Annotated in this window: 12 protein-coding genes; 4 read left to right on the top strand and 8 right to left on the bottom strand. The window is 42.7% G+C overall.

Annotated features, from left to right (window positions below; all coding sequences use genetic code 11):
- Window positions 1–306 precede the first annotated feature (306 nt).
- Together ACEN9X_RS26625 and ACEN9X_RS26620 are read left to right on the top strand one after the other, a co-directional pair.
- The gene (locus ACEN9X_RS26625) at window positions 307–723 is read left to right on the top strand and encodes a DUF1003 domain-containing protein (RefSeq protein ID WP_413668023.1); all 417 of its coding nucleotides are present in this window, start codon (window positions 307–309) and stop codon (window positions 721–723) included.
- Between the two features lie 95 nt (window positions 724–818).
- Window positions 819–1,796 carry a DUF1080 domain-containing protein gene (locus ACEN9X_RS26620; protein ID WP_413668022.1) on the top strand — a complete coding sequence of 326 codons (978 nt, stop codon included), beginning with the start codon at window positions 819–821 and terminating at the stop codon, window positions 1,794–1,796.
- Window positions 1,797–2,170: 374 nt separating this feature from the next.
- Here ACEN9X_RS26620 and ACEN9X_RS26615 read toward each other — a convergent pair whose 3' ends face one another.
- From ACEN9X_RS26615 to nirB, 6 genes are all read right to left on the bottom strand, one after another.
- Window positions 2,171–3,613, bottom strand: a complete 1,443-nt coding sequence (locus ACEN9X_RS26615) for a rubredoxin (protein ID WP_413668021.1) — start codon at window positions 3,611–3,613, stop codon at window positions 2,171–2,173.
- Between the two features lie 4 nt (window positions 3,614–3,617).
- The gene (locus ACEN9X_RS26610; RefSeq protein WP_413668020.1) at window positions 3,618–7,130 is read right to left on the bottom strand and encodes a molybdopterin-dependent oxidoreductase; all 3,513 of its coding nucleotides are present in this window, start codon (window positions 7,128–7,130) and stop codon (window positions 3,618–3,620) included.
- Window positions 7,131–7,257: 127 nt separating this feature from the next.
- Window positions 7,258–8,544, bottom strand: coding sequence for an MFS transporter (locus ACEN9X_RS26605; RefSeq protein ID WP_413668019.1), 1,287 nt, complete (start codon window positions 8,542–8,544; stop codon window positions 7,258–7,260).
- 59 nt (window positions 8,545–8,603) lie between these two features.
- Complete coding sequence (locus ACEN9X_RS26600; protein WP_413668018.1) at window positions 8,604–10,145, bottom strand: alginate export family protein; 1,542 nt, start codon at window positions 10,143–10,145, stop codon at window positions 8,604–8,606.
- A gap of 586 nt (window positions 10,146–10,731) precedes the next feature.
- On the bottom strand, window positions 10,732–11,082 hold the full coding sequence (gene nirD / locus ACEN9X_RS26595; RefSeq protein WP_413668017.1) for a nitrite reductase small subunit NirD: 351 nt from the start codon (window positions 11,080–11,082) through the stop codon (window positions 10,732–10,734).
- 44 nt (window positions 11,083–11,126) lie between these two features.
- On the bottom strand, window positions 11,127–13,622 hold the full coding sequence (nirB, locus tag ACEN9X_RS26590) for a nitrite reductase large subunit NirB (protein ID WP_413668016.1): 2,496 nt from the start codon (window positions 13,620–13,622) through the stop codon (window positions 11,127–11,129).
- 290 nt (window positions 13,623–13,912) lie between these two features.
- On the opposite strand from nirB, the gene cobA reads away from it, so the two are divergent.
- Together cobA and ACEN9X_RS26580 are read left to right on the top strand one after the other, a co-directional pair.
- On the top strand, window positions 13,913–14,641 hold the full coding sequence (gene cobA / locus ACEN9X_RS26585; protein WP_413668015.1) for a uroporphyrinogen-III C-methyltransferase: 729 nt from the start codon (window positions 13,913–13,915) through the stop codon (window positions 14,639–14,641).
- Between the two features lie 4 nt (window positions 14,642–14,645).
- On the top strand, window positions 14,646–15,011 hold the full coding sequence (locus ACEN9X_RS26580; protein WP_413668014.1) for a DUF7009 family protein: 366 nt from the start codon (window positions 14,646–14,648) through the stop codon (window positions 15,009–15,011).
- Window positions 15,012–15,042: 31 nt separating this feature from the next.
- Here the strand turns inward: ACEN9X_RS26580 and ACEN9X_RS26575 are convergent, their stop codons facing one another.
- Together ACEN9X_RS26575 and ACEN9X_RS26570 are read right to left on the bottom strand one after the other, a co-directional pair.
- Window positions 15,043–17,199 (bottom strand): TIM-barrel domain-containing protein, encoded by a 2,157-nt coding sequence (locus ACEN9X_RS26575; RefSeq protein ID WP_413668013.1) that lies wholly within the window; start codon window positions 17,197–17,199, stop codon window positions 15,043–15,045.
- A 4-nt stretch (window positions 17,200–17,203) separates the two neighbouring features.
- Entirely contained in the window at window positions 17,204–19,774 is a 2,571-nt protein-coding gene (locus ACEN9X_RS26570; protein WP_413668012.1) for a glycosyl hydrolase family 95 catalytic domain-containing protein, read from the bottom strand.
- Between the last annotated feature and the right edge of the window lies 1 nt (window position 19,775).

Raw genomic sequence — 19,775 nt, 5'->3', positions numbered from 1 at the left:
TATTCATTGCCGTTGACTTCAGTCAACGGTCAAGAAAAACGAATTGCCGGGCTTTAGCCCAACCATTCATGCGGCATTTTTGGCTAAAGCCGTTTGCCGTCCATTTATTATTCCGTTGACTAAAGTCAACGGCAATGAAAATACTATTGACTCTCTAAATATTATGATTATTCTAAAATAGTGCCTTAACAGGCAGAAAGGTTAAAGCAAAATGAAAACGTATTACCCACAGTATGTACAGCCCAGCAAAATCGGTCATGACAATTAATTTTATATATTTATTATGTAAATCTTAATTATTAAAAAATGGCAAACAACAAAAAAAACTGGTATCAAAGACATATCGATTCCATGAACTTTGGTCAGCGATTGGCTGATTCGGTAGCAGCAGGCATGGGGTCCTGGAGGTTCATTATTATTCAAACCATAATCGTTGCATTATGGATGGCGCTAAACGTAGTAGCTTTTGTTGGCCACTGGGACCCCTACCCTTACATTTTATTAAATTTATTGTTTTCGACCCAGGCGGCATATGCGGCCCCCATTATCATGATGGCCCAAAATCGCCAGAATGAACGCGATCGTGCCCAGGCAAACGAGGATTTCCGGACTAATGTGGAGGCAAAAAAAGAAATTGAAGAATTACAACTGCGCTTAAATGCTATTGAGGTAGATAAGCTCGACAAAATCTTAGCATTGCTCGAAAAAATAGATAAAAAATAATAGCAAAAGGGCACAACGCAACCACCGGTTGCACAGCAATCAAAAAATCACCCGTTTAATTAAATATTGAATGTTAGTTTGTAGATTTAAAAATTATGAGAAACCAAACTACCAATAAAAAGAACCTAATCCGCAGGTTTATCCGCGTACAACTCATTGCGGGATTACTGCTTTTAATAATTTCAGGAGTTAAAGCTCAACAAGTAAAAGACCCTGCGGTTATCGGGCGCTGGGATATTACAATTGATAAAGGCGGCAAAAGCCTGCCCTCATGGCTGGAAGTTCAAAAATCAGGTACACACACGCTGATCGGTCGTTTTACCTACGCTTTTGGTAGCGCGCGCCCTATATCAGAGGTTAAGCCACATGACGGTAAATACAGCTTTTCCATTCCGCCACAATGGGAAGAAGGAAATCGCAATATGGATTTTGAATTTGAGCTTAAAGGCGAAGAACTAACCGGGACTATGGTATATACAGATGGGGTTACCTACCATTTCACCGGAGTTAGAGCTCCGTTAATGACAAGGGCAAAGGCACCGGTTTGGGGCAAGCCTGTTAAACTGTTTAACGGTAAAGATACCAAAGGCTGGCATACCGACGGAAAAAACCAATGGGTAGTTGAATCGGGCATTTTGAGAAGCAAGCACTCGGGTGCAAACCTTATTACCGATCAAAAATTCAGCGACTTTAAATTACATATCGAATTTCGTTATCAAAAAGGCAGTAACAGTGGTGTTTACCTCAGAGGGCGCTATGAAGTACAGGTAATTGACACGAAAACCGGCGAACCAGAACCTATCAATAACCAGTTCAGTGCTATTTATGGTTTCCTGCCACCTAACAAAATGATGGCAAAAGACGCCGGAGAATGGCAGACATACGATATTACCCTCGTAGGACGCTTAGTTACTATAGTAGCCAATGGCACTATGGTGATATGCCAGCAGGAGATCCCGGGTATTACCGGTGGGGCTATCGATAGCAAAGAAGGCGAACCTGGGCCTCTCCTGATCCAGGGGGATCATGGACCTATAGATTACAGGAACATTATCATTACTCCGGCAAAATAAATTAATAAAATCGTTATACGGAGATTTCAGGTAAAAAACCTCTCTAAGTCTCTCCTTTTGGAAGAGATTTAGAGAGGCTTTTTTTTCAGGCTATATCATAGATTTATCAGCCTCATTTTATTTTCAGATACTTAAGCGATACATAGTTTCCATTTAATTAACTTTATTAATAAAATGGGGTTAACAGGGTTAACACAATTTAGGGCTAATATTTATTTAAATTTCTTATAATCAAGTAATTAAGTGAAATTTATAACAAAAATGTGTTAACCCCTCTTGATATAAATATTATCACTTAAATTTAAATTCATAGGTAACACAAGACCCAGGATGGTCAATTTAATTTATGATAAAGCCGCTTTGGACGAGGTTAATTAAGCAACCTGATATATCAGCTCTGCAAAGTTTTCTTTTCCGGCGCCACAGGTAGGGCATTCGTAATCGCCTAAGTTTTCAAAAGGCACCCCTGGCTCTATTTCATTAAATATATCCCCATACAACTCGTCATAAATGGTGAAGCAGCTTTTACATTGATGAACAGTTTTTTGAGCAGACGATTTAATTTCATTGCTGGCTTTACTCACCTGTAATGGCGATTGATTATTGATTTGCTGTTCATAAAACAAATCGCAAAGTGCTATCAGGTGCCTGCTTAAATCTGCTTTTGTAACGCCTTGTTTATATATCACAAACTCGCGGGTATTATGGTTAAAATCACGGGTATGTACAATTTCATATTCATCAGGTATTCGCGCACGAATCATCACCGAACCATAAATACCTGATTTAGGAGATCGCTTAATAGCAAAGCTAAGGCCATAAGTCCGCAAATCTGCTTCCTCAAATTCACTAACCAATTGCTGCTTAAGCTCAAGGCAGGGGCTGCAAAGGTCTTCAACCTGCCAGTTGAGTTCGTTTGAAGCGTGCCTGATGTTTACCCGGTATTTATTAAGCAAATTACCCCATAATGGCCTGTGTTTCGCCTCAATGTTTTTGATGAGCAAAGATTTCCATGGGCTGATGTACAATTGCCCTACCCTGGTTTGCATACACAGGTTACAGATCTCCTTCAAAAACTCAATATCAAAAAGTTCATGACGCCTATAAATGCCCAACCAATATCTATTCCCTTGCTTGTTAAAACCTTCGTAATAAGGCAACTGAAACTCCGGGATAACCAAAGGCTGATCAATTTCCTGAATTACAAACTGGTAACCGGCAGCAACTAATTGATAAAGCTCATCCGGATTAATTTCAACCTGATCGTAAAACAGCTTTTTGTTGGCAAATATCACCTGCTGTATTGCTTTGCCCATAGCAGGAATATCATCCGAATAAACCAACACAGGCCAGCAATACAGGATATTGGTTTTTGGAAACCTGATATACAGGTACCAGTAATTACTCACTGGCGAAGAGATAAAATTAAGGTTGCCCGTAAAAAATGGAGCAAAGGTCTGGCTACTGTCAACCAGGTTTATTTTTAGCTGGGGCTGATAATCAAACAAATCGAAGATATCTTTATAAACCCCTTCTTTGAGCCAGTTTTCCTGGTTAAATATACCATCGGCTATGTATGAGCTGGTAATGTTGGGATAAATGTCTTCATTAATTTCATGGTCGATACCGGCGCCTAACATATCAAACTCCAGATCCTCCAATTGAGCTTCTTCAACTTCAAAATAAAGCTGCTGCCGGTTTCCGAAGCGCACCTGTTTAGCACCTGCATTTTGCGCAATAATGAGCATCTCGTAAAAATCACCGGCAGATGCTACACCTCCCGGAAGATTAATCTTAATCAGTTGCTTATTCTCCATAAAATCAAGCTTTTAACAATTGTTGTTCAAGTACTTCTTCAAGCAGTCGCTTTACTTCGGGTCTGCATGAGCCACAGCCTGTTCCTGCTCCGGTCTGGCTGCAAACATCGGCCAGTTGCGTGCACCCGCTTTTTACCTTATTGCGAATATTATCGGCACCAACGTTGTTACAGCTACATACCAGTTTGCCTAAAACAGGCTCGGCCGTTTTGCCGCTGCGAAGTAGTTTGAGGCGCTTATCGCTTAGTTCTGTTTTGTTGGCTATCAGCTCCCTAAACTCCTGGAACTCGCCTTTATCGCCAATTAAAATGGTACCCACCAGCCTGTCCTGGTGAATAATGCATTTTTTATAATAGCGTTTAGCCTTATCTATAAACACAATCTCCTCATAATCTTTATCATTGGGGCAATCAGATAAACCTATACTGCACAAATCAAAACCATGGATTTTGATGATATTCATAAACAGGCTACCCTTGTAGTAGCTGGCAATATCGCCATTCATATAACCCGCAACTACTGCTGCCTGCTGTTCTGCTGCGGCAGTTATACCGTATAAAGTACCGTTAAACTCCGCTATTTCGCCAATGGCATATATGTTCGGATCGCTGGTAATCAAGCGTTCATTTACAATTACACCGCGTTTAATTTCAAGGCCGCAATCCTTGGCTATTTCAAGGTTTGGCGTTGTACCAATAGCCAGGATCATGGCATCGCAATCAATCTTCCGTCCGCTTTTTAAACCTATACCGGTAAGCTTGTTGCGACCGTAAAATAACTGCACTTCATCATCATAAAAGATGTCGCAGCCCTGGTCAACCATTTCTTCGTGTAATAGTCGGCTCCCCAGTTCATCCAACTGACGATTCAAAAACCTTGATGTACGTTGAATAATAGTGATGGTAATTCCTATTTCGCGTAAAGACGCGGCCATCTCCAATCCTAACAAACCACCACCAACAATAACCACATGGCCACTTTTAGGTACGTGTTTTTTGAAATTGTCCGCATCATTACGGCTGCGCATGCTGAAGATACCCGGCAAGGACGGCACGTTTTTAGGAATTGCTGCCCGGCTACCGGTAGCCAGCAATAATACATCATAGTACGTTTTTACGCCACGGCTATCCAGCACATATTTATTGGCACGGTCTATTTTCTCAACGCTTACACCACGTAGCAGCCTTATTTTAAGTTCAGGTTCCTCTTCATCGGTCATTTTCACCAACTGCTCCCAGCGTTGTTCACCACTGATATAATCCGGAAGCATTACGCGGTTGTAAAAAGGATGATCCTCTTTACTGAAAATGATGATCTCATCATCTTTGTTCAACTCCCGGTATGACCGGACAAAACCATGCGCCCCTGCGCCTGCGCCCACAACTACAATTCTTTGAAAAGGCTTTTTATATTTCTCAATCTTTACCGCACAATACTTAAAATCCGGTTCCTTTGATATCGGGTCGAGCGCATCATTGGTAACGTTGTTAATGCGGTGCAGGTCATTATTCAGGATCTTGCCCCAATGCATCGGCACAAAAATAACGCCCTGTTTTATCTGTTCGGTAATGCGAGCTTTTATCCTTGCTTCTCCCCTCCGTGATGTAATAATGGTAACATCGCCTTCTTTGATTTCCAAAGCCGCAGCATCAATAGGGTTAATCTCCACAAACGACTCTTTAATATGCTGATTAAGCTTATTAACCTTACCTGTTTTGCTCATGGTATGCCATTGATCGCGAATACGGCCGGTGGTAAGGATAAAAGGGTAATCACCATCAGTACTTTCGCTGGTATGCGCATCCGGTACAGCGCTGATCTGCGCATTGCCGGTTGCTGTATAAAACTGTTTGTCGGTAAACAAACGTGGCGTACCAAATGCTGCATTACGCTTTTTATAAGGCCATTGCATTGATCGTTGCTGTATGATAGTATCGTGGGTGAGCCCGCTGATATCAATATTGGTTTTACCCGTGAGTTTAGCGTGCTCAGCATAAATTTCAGCGGCATTTTTAAAATCAAAGCCTTTGTACCCCATTTTTTTTGCAAAGCGACAAATGATCTCGCTATCTGGCATAGCCTCTCCCGGAGGGTCTAGCACCTTACTCAGATAACTGATGCGCCTTTCAGAGTTGGTCATAGTCCCCTCTTTTTCGGCCCAGGCCGCTGCCGGGAGGATCACGTCGGCATAAGCTAAAGTCTCGGGCTTATTACTGATCTCCTGAACCACCACAAATTTTGCTTTTTTCAGCGCTTCTTCGGCCAGGCGCACATTCGGCAGGCTGGTGAGCGGATTGGTGCACATGATCCAGATAGCTTTAAGACGGTCATCATTTAGGGCCTCAAACATCTCCGTGGCTGTAAGGCCCGGTTTCGCCGCTATCTCGGTACCTCCCCAAAACTTTTGTACCTCTGCCCTGTCTGCCGGATTTGTCAGGACACGGTGGGCCGGTAAAAGATTGGCAAGCCCGCCTACTTCGCGCCCGCCCATGGCATTGGGTTGCCCGGTTAATGACAACGGGCCCGAACCCGGTTTACCAATATGACCGGTTATTAAATTGAGATTTAGCAGGCTTAAGTTTTTATTTACTCCGACTGAGCTTTGGTTTAAACCCATTGTCCACATCGAAATAAAGCCTTTTGCTTCACCGATATGAAGGGCGGCAAGGCGGATATCACTTTCGCTCACGCCACAAATGGCGGCTGATTCGGCAAGCGTACGTTCAAATACTAATTTACTGTACTGCTCAAAACCATCGGCATGTTTGGTTACAAAGTCAACGTCAATATCACCGTTTTCTATCAATACCCTCCCTATAGCATGATTTAAGGTAATATCAGTGCCCGGGTTTAACTGCAGATGCAAATCGGCATTGCTGCATGTATCTGTAACCCGGGGATCAACCACAATGATCTTTACATCGGGATTTGCGGCTTTATGCGCCTCAACCCTTCTCCATAAAATGGGATGACACCAGGCTGGGTTAGCCCCTGTAACGTAAAAGCAATCCGCCAACTCAATATCGTCGTAACAAACAGGTACTGTATCCTCGCCCAGCGCAATTTTATAGGCAGCAACGGCGCTGCTCATGCACAAACGCGAATTTGTATCGATATTATTACTACCGATAAACCCCTTAATCAACTTATTTACAACATAATACTCTTCAGTAAGACATTGACCGGAAGCGTAAAACGCAACCGAATCCGGGCCGTATTTATTGATGAAGGTTTTAAAAATGGCTGCTGTACGCTCCAGAGCATCATCCCAGCTTACCCTTTGCATGGGCATGCTTTTATTGTAGCGCATTTGAGGGTACAGCAGCCTGTCGGTTTTATCATTGGCTGTATAGTGCAGGTTAAGCCCCTTACTGCACAGCATCCCTTTATTTACGGGATAATCCTTGTCGCCCTCAAGTGTTATGCTGCCATTTTTCTCTTTGTTAATTACCACGCCACAGCCTACCCCGCAGTAGCAGCAAGTACTTTTAAATGTATTTTGAGGGCGTTTAGACATTCTTTTTAAGCTAAAAGCTTACGGCTGAAAGCCGAAAGCTCTTTATATATTATTATTTATTCTGTACTTAAGGCCGAAAGCTTTAATCAGCCTTACAGCTTTTCGCTTTCGGCCTTCTGCTTTAGGCTTATAAGGCTAAAGCAGGTTCCTCTACTGTTTGAGGTTCGGCTTGTTTTTGAAAACGGGTGATCAAAACAATTGCGGAAATCACCATAACAGTTATACCGATGTAGGTAAATGCTTGTATATAGGTAATATGCTCCGATTTGAAAAGAAACCCGAACAGCATTCCGCCAAGATTACCACCGGCGCCTACAATGCCGCTTACCATCCCCACATTTTTGCTGTTGATAAAAGGCACTATACCGTAAGTAGCACCGTTTGACATTTTGAGGAACAACGCGAATGAAAGCATAGAAATAATGGCCATTGTAAGGCTACCCGACTGAGCGAACAGGATAAGGCCGATACCTTCCAACAGTAACACCCCGGCCAAAAGCAGGCCCTTGCCCCGCATACCGAATTTGCCACCAACCTTATCAGACACAATACCGCCCAAGGCACGGGCAAAAATGTTCATGAAGCCGAATATACCTGCCCAGAAACCGGCAGAACTTTGCGACAAGTGGAAAGTATCTACAAAATGTAATGAAGCCACGTTATCAAAAGTGATTTCCATACCAAAGCACATAGCGTAGGCCATGGTCAATGCCCAAACGCGCCAGTCGGCTAATATTGACCAATCGGTTTTTGATGGATTGGTTTTGGCGTAGCCTACTTCGTCGTAGTTGCCGTTAGGGGTATCTTTGGTAAACTTCCAATATAAAAAGGCAATTATCAGCATCATTATACCCGGAACTATCATAGCATATCGCCAGGCTTCGGCTTTGGTAAAGCCTGCACCTACTATGGCTGCAAATATTAAAGGCATCACCATATTAGTTACACCGCCGCCAAGGTTACCCCAGCCGCCGGTTACTGCATTGGCAGTACCTTTTATATTAGGGGCAAACATCATGGAAGTATGAAACTGGGTAATTACAAACGATGAACCAATTACACCAATAGCCAGGCGAAACAATAAAAATGAAGTGTAATCATGAGCCAGGCCTACTAAAAACACAGGTAACGACCCAACAATCAATAACCTGACCGCTGTTTTACGCGGGCCCCAGGTATCACAAAGTTTACCTATAATAAGGCGGGCTATAATTGTTGCAGCCACCGATGCAATGATGGTGTTACCCACCTGTCCTTTACTCAGATGTAATTCGGCACGTATGGTTGGCATTAACGGCGCCAAACCGAACCATCCAAAAAAGCACACAAAAAACATGAGCCAGGTAATATGGAAGGTGCGCATTTGAACACCCTTAAATGAGAATATGTTGAGTTTGGTAAGTTGTTTTTCCATGATCGTTTTAAATTAAAAGCAGGTCATTAAATATTATCTTATGGATTATAGCCCATGTATTACTTGTTTAAAAACTCGGGTTTGATATTAAGCTGCAGGTATGCCCAAAAGGGGTGTAGCTTATTATTGTCAGGTGTTAAGCCTTTGGCATATTCCATACTGTGGGTTGCCGCCATGTAAGATAAACCCAGGTCAACAACAGTAAATTTGTTAAGCTTATAGCTGTTGGTCAGGTCAAATTCGGTACCCAGATATTTGTTAATCGGCTGCCCGTTTACCCCTTTCTGATCTTTAGCTAACAAGAAGTAATGATTGGCTAAATCGACACTAAAGCGCTTATTATCTGACAGATATTTAACTTTAACATAAGGATTGCTCAAGCCGCCTGTAGGAGATCCGCTGCCTGCATAGAAATAATCCATGTAGCCCCAAAACTTATGCGGCGTGCCATACAATGGATCAAACCGATGATTGGTTTTTGAGGTAGATAGCGCATCATTTCCTGACAGATAATCCCAGCCGGCCGTATAGGCCAGGTTACTGCTTTTGTATGATAAAGATGCGGTATAAGTATAGGCACTCAACTCAGCGCCGTCGCGATCATGACCTCCCTGGTAATAAAATCCAGCGGTGGCAGCCCATTCATCTTTACTGCCGAAAACGGGATTTACAAGCAGCCCGGTTGTATATCGTGTATTAACACCTGGCTGGTTAAACCGGCGGCCATAGATATAACCAACATCCTCGCCGGATACATTTTTTACCGAGTCGAGTTTGTATTTGGCAAACTGATCGGCAAGGAAAAGGCCTGTTAGTTTAGTTTTATTAAATTTCTTTGCAAAGTAGAGATATTCAAGTGCTTTATAGTTTTGGTTTTGCCCATTAGTACCGGGCGGGTTTAAGAATGAAAGATTACCGGTTTTTGAACTAATACCCGAAGCGTTTACCAGCGGAATAAGCCCGGCGGGCGTATTTGCCAAATTACCTTTGCTATCCTTTACTGTAGCGGGCACATTGGCGGGAGTATAATAGGTGCCATTATAGTTAATAGCGTCAGAACTTTGATTAAAGGCTGCGCCGAGATCAACCTGCCAGCCCGATTGAAGGAGCTTTAACACGATGGCATCGTGCCGGCGGGCTTGCTGGATCCAATCAGTAGCACCAAGCAAGCGTTCATCGTCATAGCTAATTTCCTGGCGGCCTGCTTTGATAGCAAAGTAATCGACAGGTGATTTTTTAAAGGAAGTATCTTTTTTGTTGGAGAGGATCAGTTCGGCCCAGGCTTCATGCAGGCTTAGCCGGCTGCCGTCATTAATAGTAATGGTTGAGGCATCCTGACCCCAAAGCCTAACATCCTGTACCGATGTTTGAAAAATAAGCTTGCTGCTTTTATAATTGAAGGTAAGCCGCGTTCGTTGTGACACAAAGGCCGCGTTTTTGTTACCTATCGGTTCTAAAGTTCCATAACCATCACGTAATTCGCCTCTTGTTTTAATTTGCCCGGTTAAAGACAGCTGCGCTGAAGCGCTGTAAGAAACGAAACATGATATAATTAATAGAATTTTCCCAATAGTGTATTGATTAGATACATTTTTGTACATTTGAATTGGTTTTTTATTTGTTAAAGCGATTAAAAACTATTTAACCCTGTCTGGGAATGCGACCTCCCGGCAGGGCTTTTTTATGCGTTTGGGGTTTTTACCATAGGCTCAATCTTTTTTTGATTTATTTATCCGTTTAATTATGATAAATATAACTTATTTAATGATTAAGTACAAGTAATTGAATTTTAAAATGAATTTTTATGATAAAAATCATTAAAAACACATTTTTTTAACAAAAATTCATTTCTTAAATAATCAAAAACAACTGAAATGTATTTTTAACAATTTTTTAATGAATAAAAAGCAGACAAATAACTACCAAACCCAAATTAAAATCCATAAAAACAATAAAAACCATCATTGAAAACCAAATAATACAATAAATAAGCGCTAAAATTTCATAGAAGCTTAAAAAATCAAAAGAATAACATTCAAAAAAGAAACAAAAATCCAAAACACTGCCAATAGTGTATCTAATACACATCAATCCCTGAAAAAAGTGCATAAAAAAGCGCCATTGCCCTATTTAACAACGACGCTTAATGTAAATTTTACTCGGCCTTTAGTCCGGAGATACCCTTTTTTAATCAATTCCTACAAAAACCTTCCCGTCGGCGATTTTTACGGGATAGGTTTTTATAACCAATTCCTCCTCACCCAAACATTCGCCAGTAAGGAGTGAGAATGTTTTTTTATGAAAAGGACAAGCCACTTTTGGCTCACAACTTTCACCTGCGCTACCTATCATCCCGCGCGATATAGCCATCTGTTGCTTATGCGGACAAAGATTTTGAGTAGCATACCACTCATTGCGGCGTGCAAAATTAAAAATTGCTATCTGCTCATCGCCATGCTTAATACATGAACCACCATTTTCGGGCACATCATCAACATAACAAGCCATTATCCATTGAGTTACTATTGTTGTTTCCATTGTGTTTTCTTTTAAATAATACCAATCTAACTTGAGATTAAAACCTACCATTCCTTAGCACGCACCTGCTCGCGCATTGGTTCAAATTGCGCATGAGGATCCTTTTCGTCGGGTGCATTTATAAAATGAGCAAAACGCTTGCGCATTGAAGGGTTATTAATAGCTTCTTTCCACTCGCAGTGATAGCTATTTACCAATGCCTGCATTTCCTCCTCTAACTGCTCGCCCAAACCAAGACTATCATTTACTATTACATTTTTAAGGTAACTCATGCCGCCATCCAGCTTATTGAGCCAGGTTGCAGTACGCGTTAATTGGTCTGCGGTTTTTATATAAAACATCAGGAACCTGTCGAGATATTTAACTACAGTTTCTTTATCAATATCGGTAGCCAATAACTGAGCATGTTGCGGCTTAGACCCACCATTACCGCATACATATAAATTCCAGCCTTTTTCGGTAGCGATAATTCCAAAATCCTTCGATTGCGCTTCGGCACACTCACGTACACAGCCGCTTACGCCACCCTTGATTTTATGCGGCGCACGGATACCTTTATATCTATCCTCTACCTCTATGGCAAAAGTCACACTATCATGCAGGCCAAACCTGCACCAGGTACTACCCACGCAACTTTTTACAGTACGAAGCGCCTTACCATAAGCATGACCACTTTCAAAGCCAGCATCAATAAGCTCCTCCCAGATCAAAGGCAGATCACTCAGGTGTGCGCCAAACATATCAATACGCTGTCCGCCCGTTATTTTGGTGTACAATCCGTATTTTTTGGCAACCTGGCCTATTACAATCAATTTATCAGGTGTAATTTCACCACCCGGAATGCGGGGCACAACAGAATAAGTACCACCCTTTTGAATATTAGCTAAAAAACGATCGTTGCTATCCTGTATAACTTCCTGCTTCACAATAACATCATTCCATAAACTGGATAGAATACTGGCTACAACCGGCTTGCAAACCTCACAGCCATCACCTTTGCCATAATGGTCTAATACGAGATCATAGTTTTTTAAGCCATTTATCTTAACAAGATCAAACAGCTCCTGGCGCGAGTAATCGAAATGCTCACAGATAACATTTTTAATATACTGACCATTCGCCTTCATGGTGCCGGCAATCAAATCTTTCACCAACGGCACGCAACCACCACAGCCAGTGCCAGCCTTGGTGCATTTTTTCATACCATCAATACCGGTTACACCGCTATCATTCACAGCCGAACAGATCACCCCTTTAGTAACCGCCTCGCATGAACAAATTAGTGCGTCATCAGGCAAACTCATTACACCCGCCCCCGCATTAGATTCGCCTCCTCTTGACCCTAATATTAAATCTTCCGGATCGGGCGGTAATACTATTTTATTATTAACGGTTTGGAGCAGCATATTATAAGCATCCGCATCACCAATTAAGATGCCGCCCAAAAGATTCTTGCCATCGTTTGTAATATTAATGCGCTTGTAAATACCCTTATGCGTATCCTCAAACAAAATAGTGCGACAATCAGGCTCGGTAATAAAAGCATCACCAAAGCTGGCCACATCGACACCAATCAACTTTAACTTAGTGCTCATATCGTAGCCGTAAAAGCTTTTGTCGGCCTCGGTTAGATGAGCAGCTACAATATCGGCCATTTCATAGCCCGGCGCAACCAGGCCATAGATCATACCTTCGTATAAAGCACACTCGCCGATAGCATAAATGCATTCATCGCTGGTTTGCATTTTCTCATTCACTGCAATGCCGCCACGGGTACCCACATGCAGACCCGCAAGCTTAGCCAACTCGTCGCGTGGGCGAATACCTGCAGAAATCACCAGCATATCTACCGCAAGCTGACTATCATCATTAAATTTTAATGCATGAATTTTTTTATCGCCGGTAATAGCAGCCGTACTTTTATTGAGATGCACATGCAAGCCCAGCTGACTTAATTTCATCTGCAGCATATTGCTTCCTGCAGAGTCTATCTGGCGCGGCATCAAACGGGGCGCAAATTCAATAACATGAGTTTCAGCTATACCAAGATCTATTAAAGCCTTGGCAGCTTCCAGCCCCAGCAAACCACCACCCATTACGGCACCTGATTTTGCATTAGCAGCGCAAGCCCTAATCAGCTCCAGATCCTCAATGGTGCGATACACAAATACACCTTCCTTTTCAATGCCCGGAATATCGGGCACAAAGGCAGAGGAGCCGGTTGCCAAAACCAGGTAATCATATTTTAAAGTAACGCCTTTTAAAGAGTGAATTGTTTTTTCGGAGCGATTGATTTCCTGGATCGGGTCGTCCAAATGCAGCGCAATGCCATTATCTGAATACCATGATAAAGTAGAGAGCGACAGGTCATCAGCGGTTTTGCCGTTAAAATACTCGCTAAGATGCACCCTGTCGTAAGCATGACGCGGCTCTTCGCCAAAAACAATTATTTGGAACTGCGTTGATCTGGCTAAAAGTTTCTCACAAAACTTATAACCTACCATACCGTTGCCAACAACAATGATGGTTGGTTTTGACATATCGAAATTTTTTAAATGTTAAAGCAATTTTCAAACTAAAAATGAACCAACTGCGACCCTGATTTCATTTATATCACAATTATAACTCAAAAAAACATCAAATAAAAATTTAATTTCAATTTTTTATTAGCTAAATCATGATTATTGGCATTTAATTTCATAAATTAGTACTATTAATATAATTTACATCATTATTAAGAGACAATATTTTGATTTATTTTGAATTTTTAGCAAAATCAGCAAAATTAAAAGGCCAAAAAGTCTGTTTTTTTAATCACTAATTTAATAAAATGCAAAAAAATATACAAAAACCAGAGCTTTTTGTACTTGGAGCAGGTCCGGGAGACCCGGAATTGATGACAATCAAGGGATTTAAGGCATTACAACAAGCAAATGTTATATTATATGACAACCTGGCTAACAAAGAATTACTGGCCATAAGCCGGGACGACTGCGAGAAAGTATACGTTGGCAAGCAACCTTACGGCGATTATACTCCGCAGGAAACCATTCATGAAATGATAAGGCATTATGCATTTACCAAAGGCAATGTAGTAAGGTTAAAAGGTGGCGACCCGTTTATATTTGGCCGCGGGTTCGAAGAAATTATATATGCCCGTCAACACGGTATCACTACCCACTATATACCAGGTGTAACCAGCATGCAGGCATCCGGGCTGGAAGACATCCCCCTAACCCACAGGCAGGTAAGTGAAAGCGTTTGGATGGTTACCGGCACCAAAAAAGATGGCAGCCTATCCGCCGATTTAACCTGCGCTATGCATAGCAATGCAACAGTAGTTATATATATGGGAATGAAAAAGCTGGCAGAAATAGCTTCGGCCTATATAAAGGCTGGTAAAGGAGACACACCGGCAGCTATTATTCAGCACGCATCATTGCCGAATCAAAAATCGGCAAAGGGAAAAGTATGTGATCTGGAAGCAATCGCTGCAGATCATCAGCTTACCTACCCCGCTATTATTATTATAGGTGACGTTGTTAACGTAAAAAATTAAAAAAATGAAGATCAGAATAAAAGGCAACTCGCTACGCTATCGCTTAACTAAAACAGATGTTGAAAACTTTGACAGGGACGGATATCTGGAAGAAAGCACTAATTTTGGTTCGCAAACATTTAAATATGCGCTGCAACGCTCTGCAACCGAATTTTTAACTGCAGATTTTGGCAACAATACGATAACTATGCACATGCCGGCTAACATGGCTATTGAATGGACAAGTACCGACCGGGTTGGTTACGAAAACAACAACAGCCAGATGTACCTGCTGGTTGAAAAAGATTTTAAATGCCTTGACAATGTAGCCGAAGATCAGAGCGATAATTATCCTAATCCCCTGGCTTTAAAACCTCAACATTCGAGCTGATACAACCGGCCGCTAATTTATTTTCCTTAATTTACTGTTCGGTCATGGCTTTGAAGGTCACTTTTCCGATATTATTGGGCTTACCTTTTATTGCAGATGTGATAGAACCCATTAATTTCCCATTCTTTTTAACTACAGTAATTTTACGAAACGTGTAATCGCCTTTTTCATAGTTGTATGTTTCACCGTCGTCATCATATAATGAATACACACCTGGTTTATTGCCATAATACCTGATCTCGAGGTCTACCTTCTGTCCTGCTTTTGGCGCGTGCAGCATTACAGGCATCATGGGTATAATTCCGCCATCCTTTACATATACAGGGATTTTATCCAGGCCCGGTGTAACACCGATCACTTCGCCATCACCGGCATACTTTCCGGTATAAAAGTCGTACCATTTACCTTTGGGTAATATCACCTTTCTGCCGGTTTCACCCGCAAATACCGGGGCTACCAGTAAATATTCGCCAGCCATATACTGGTCTTTAACTTCTTTGGTCGTAGCTTCTTCATAGGGGTTTTCTTCCAGGTTAAGCTGCTTCTTTTCAGTTTTCGCCTCCGAATTTCCAAAACCGTCTTCCATGTACATGGCCCTGAAAGGCGGCGTGCCTTCAAAATGATATTTAGCAAATTCGCTGTACCAATATGGCATCATTTGCATGCGCAGATTAGCCATCGCTTTTACCTGTTCTGCAACTTCGGGAAACGACCATGGTTTGGTGCCGCTTGCCCAGGCATTAATCATGGCCATGGGCGAAAACACGTTAGATTGGAACCTGCGCAGCCACTCCTCGCCTGTTTTGGATGATCGTACTTCGGGCGTCCAAAGCACCCCGGCAAAACCGCTGTTCACCAACGCGGTAATGAAGTCATGATGATCATAGTAATCATTATAGATCACGTAAGGAAACGACGACCCGCCACCGTTTGACGCGCGTACCAGGCCGAATGTGCGTTGATTGCGCTGATGATAAATTTCGCTGGTATAGCGCTGCATCATCAACCCGTAGGTTTGGCGCATTTGTTCGGCAGCATGCCCTGATGGGAAAACAGCAACATCGGGCCATAAATAATTGTCGCCACCGTCAACCTCATCCATTTTATAGCCGCTGATCCCGATATCTATCTTCCCCTTTTCCAACTCGCCGAAGAATACTTTCCGGGCTTCGGGCATACTGATATCCGGCACGATGCCGTTCCAAACCGTATGCGAGCCACTGTAAGGTAACATACTTTTATAAACCGGCGCTTGTGGCGATACATAAGGATTAGTCCATAAATTAAGCCTGATATTCTCTTTCAGCATCTCCTGTACAAAAGTTTTGGGATCAGGAAAACGGCTTGCATCCCATTCAAAAGTGCAGGGATACGATTTACTTTGCCAGCCGGGTTCAAGACCAATAAAATCAAGCGGGTAACCTTTTTCTTCAAATGCCTCCGCTTCATCCTCAACACCCTGCGCATCGGTTAAACGCTGCATCCGTTGAGTAAAGCCCAAGCCCCAGCGTGGCGGCAAACAGCCACCGCCATTTAATAAATTATACCGCCTTACAGCATCCAGCATGGTTGGCCCTGCAAATACGTAGATCTCAGTACCTGCAGCCGGTACCAGCATTTCTACACCATCTGAATACGGGTGCGAGCTCCATGTTTTATCCAGGTTGCGGTCTTTCACATCAGGCGGGGTTTTGCTATCGCGATTCACCGCTGTACCGGCGTATACATTGATATACCTAGCCGAATTAATAAATACACCATAGCCCTTTGATGATACATAGAACGGCGTTGGTGCATGTGTACGGCCATTATCCTTACCGGCATAATTATCAACATGTAGGGTAAGCACCTTGCCCCGTTGAAATACAGTCTGAAAATTCAAACCAAACCCAAATAACTGTTCTTTTTTTTCGAGAGGGAACCTAAGGTAGGTTTTACCGTCCTGTACCCGAGCGGTAATTTCCTGCTGTTCCAGAGGGAAACCGGCTACAGGCATTTGTTGTAAACCGGCATGATAAGGTTGCGCACCTGAAGCTTTCAACAGGTCAAACTCTTCGGGCTTGCCGACTACACCTTTCCAGATTCCGGGTTCCACCTCCGTCCATGTGATGGATTGCGATTGTGCGTGGATTGTTGCAGCCAAACCTAAAAACAAACAAAACAGCAAATAGTATTTTAAATTCTTCATGGTATTACCTGGGAATAACAGTATAGGTTTTGCCTTTTTGGGTGGCAAAATCAATTAAACAACCTTTATTAAATGATACTTGCGGAAGCTTTGCATCATCCGCTTTTTGATAGACAGGTATCGGGGGTGCCACATTTAATACATTATCATTGGTACTGACAGCAGTTTTACTGCTTACTTCCACAACCTTTACAGGGATAGGTGTACGCAGCCTGCAATTTCCTCCAATGTTTGATTTGATCAGCGCTTTACTCAACTTTCCTTTTTTCCAGTCGATGGCTATCTCAAAATTTCCGCGCGCCTTAATACCTTTGATACTACCATTGGGCCAGGCATCGGGCAGGGCCGGTAACAATTCAATTTCTCCGTTCTGGCTTTGCAACAGCATTTCGGTCATGCCCGCTGTTCCTCCAAAATTTCCATCTATCTGGAAAGGGGGATGTGCATCAAACAAGTTGGGATACGTGCCGCCACCGCTCATTTGCGCTTTTTGCTGCAATGGGTCCATATAATTAAATGCAGCGGCCAGTATTTTATAAGCATGGTTACCATCATGCATCCGCGCCCACCAGTTCACTTTCCAGGCCATTGACCAGCCGGTACTTACATCTCCCCTGTAGATCATGGATTGTTTAGCCGCCGCTGCTAACTCCGGCGTATTGAATACAGAGATCTGCTTTCCGGGAAACAGGCTGAACAGATGGGAAATATGCCTGTGTGTATCTGCCGTGTCATCCCAGTCTTTAAACCACTCCTGTAACTGACCGTGCCTGCCGATGTGAAATGGATATAATTTGGAATATGCTTCTCTTACCTGGGCTGCAAAGGCTTTATCAGCATTGAGGGCCTGAGCGCTACTCAAACAGTCCTGAAACAATTCGCGAATAATTGACATATCCATGGTAGAAGCCATGCTTACCAGGTATTCTTTACCATTGATCTTTACCGTATTTTCGGGTGATGTTGAGGGATTTGTTACCAGGTAACCTGTATTGGGATCAGTAACCAGCCAATGCAGCATAAATTGCGCGGCGCCTTTCATAACCGGGTAAGCGGTTTTACTTAAAAAATCCTTATCGCCGGTAAAAAGATAATGATCATACAGATGAAGGCTCATCCAGGCCCCGCCCATTGGCCAGGCCGACCATCTTACCGAACTTTTAGGGTCCTGGTCAAAATTGCCGACTGTTGATGTTTTAGCCCAGATATCCGTGTTGTGATGCTCAACCCAGCCTTCATCAATATTATAATTCACTTTAGCTGTAACTTTACCATTTACCGCAAGCTCTTTCAGAAAATCAAACAAAGGCTGATGGCATTCTGAGAGATTGGTATTCTCGGCCAGCCAGTAATTCATTTCTGTATTGATATTGGTGGTATAATTGCTGCCCCAGGGTGGTATTACCTGGTCGTTCCAGATCCCCTGTAAATTGGCAGGAGCACTGCCCGGCCTTGAACTGGCAATGAGCAGATAACGCCCAAACTGATAATACAGCGTTTGGAGTTGCCTGTCAGGATTTGATATATTGAAGTTTTTTAGCCGCTCATCCGTAGGCAAATTTACCATGGCGTTATCTGTCCCCAGATTAAAACTCACACGTTTAAACAAATGCCGATAATCGGATACATGCCTTTGTTTAAGCTGTTCATATGTTTTTTGCTCCGCAGCCAACAGGTTTCCCTCAGCTTCGATAGCGGGTTTTTTCCCTTGTAATCCGGGCGATTTATCAAAGCCATTAAAACTGGTGGCCTCAGTTAGATATAGTATAACTTCGTTTGCTCCCCTTACCTCCAACGCATTACCAACAGCGATTACCTTACCGCCCTTGTTCTTTATTTTGAGGTTGATCCGAAAGTCCATACCCTCGCCTTTAGGCTCATCATAAATCACCTGCCGGGGTTCATAATCACGATTGGCTACATAAGTGGGCGCTTTTCCGGTCAAGACCAATTTGTTGCTGCCTTCAGCTGTAACAGTAAAGCGTAACCTGCTTTGCAGGTTAGCTGTAAAGTTTATTGCGCCCTTTTTATCGGCAGTAATGCGCACCATCATTACCTTATCGGGATAACTTATAAATGTTTCACGCGAAAAGTTAGCTCCATTAACCTTATATTTTACTGTAGATACTGCACTATTTAAATCCAAATCGCGATAATAATTACTGCAAGTGCTATCCGACAAGTTGAAATTGAGTAACAAATCACCTAAGGGAAGATACCGGGCGGTGTAAGGCCCCTGCAAATACTTTTTCCATATTGCTGCCGCCTGATCATAATCGCCCTCAAATACAGCTTTGCGTACTTCTGGCAAATGAGCAGGCCCCTGGGGATTGTTTCCAGGTTCGGGATAACCTGACCAAAGATTATGGTCATTCAGTTGAAAACGCTCGTGATTAACGCCGCCAAATACCATTGCCCCTGTAGTCGCGTTGCCTAAAGGCAGCGCTTCCTCCCAGGCGGCCGCTGGCCTGTTATACCAAAGCTTTAATACAGTGCTGTTGCTTTGTGTTTGCGCAACAGCAAGTTTAGCACTTATCAATCCTGCAAAAACTAAATATCTTTTAAGCTGATGCATA

The sequence above is a fragment of the Mucilaginibacter sp. Mucisp86 genome (assembly GCF_047324315.1).
Lineage (GTDB): Bacteria > Bacteroidota > Bacteroidia > Sphingobacteriales > Sphingobacteriaceae > Mucilaginibacter.
This window is presented reverse-complemented; position numbering and strand designations above follow the sequence as displayed.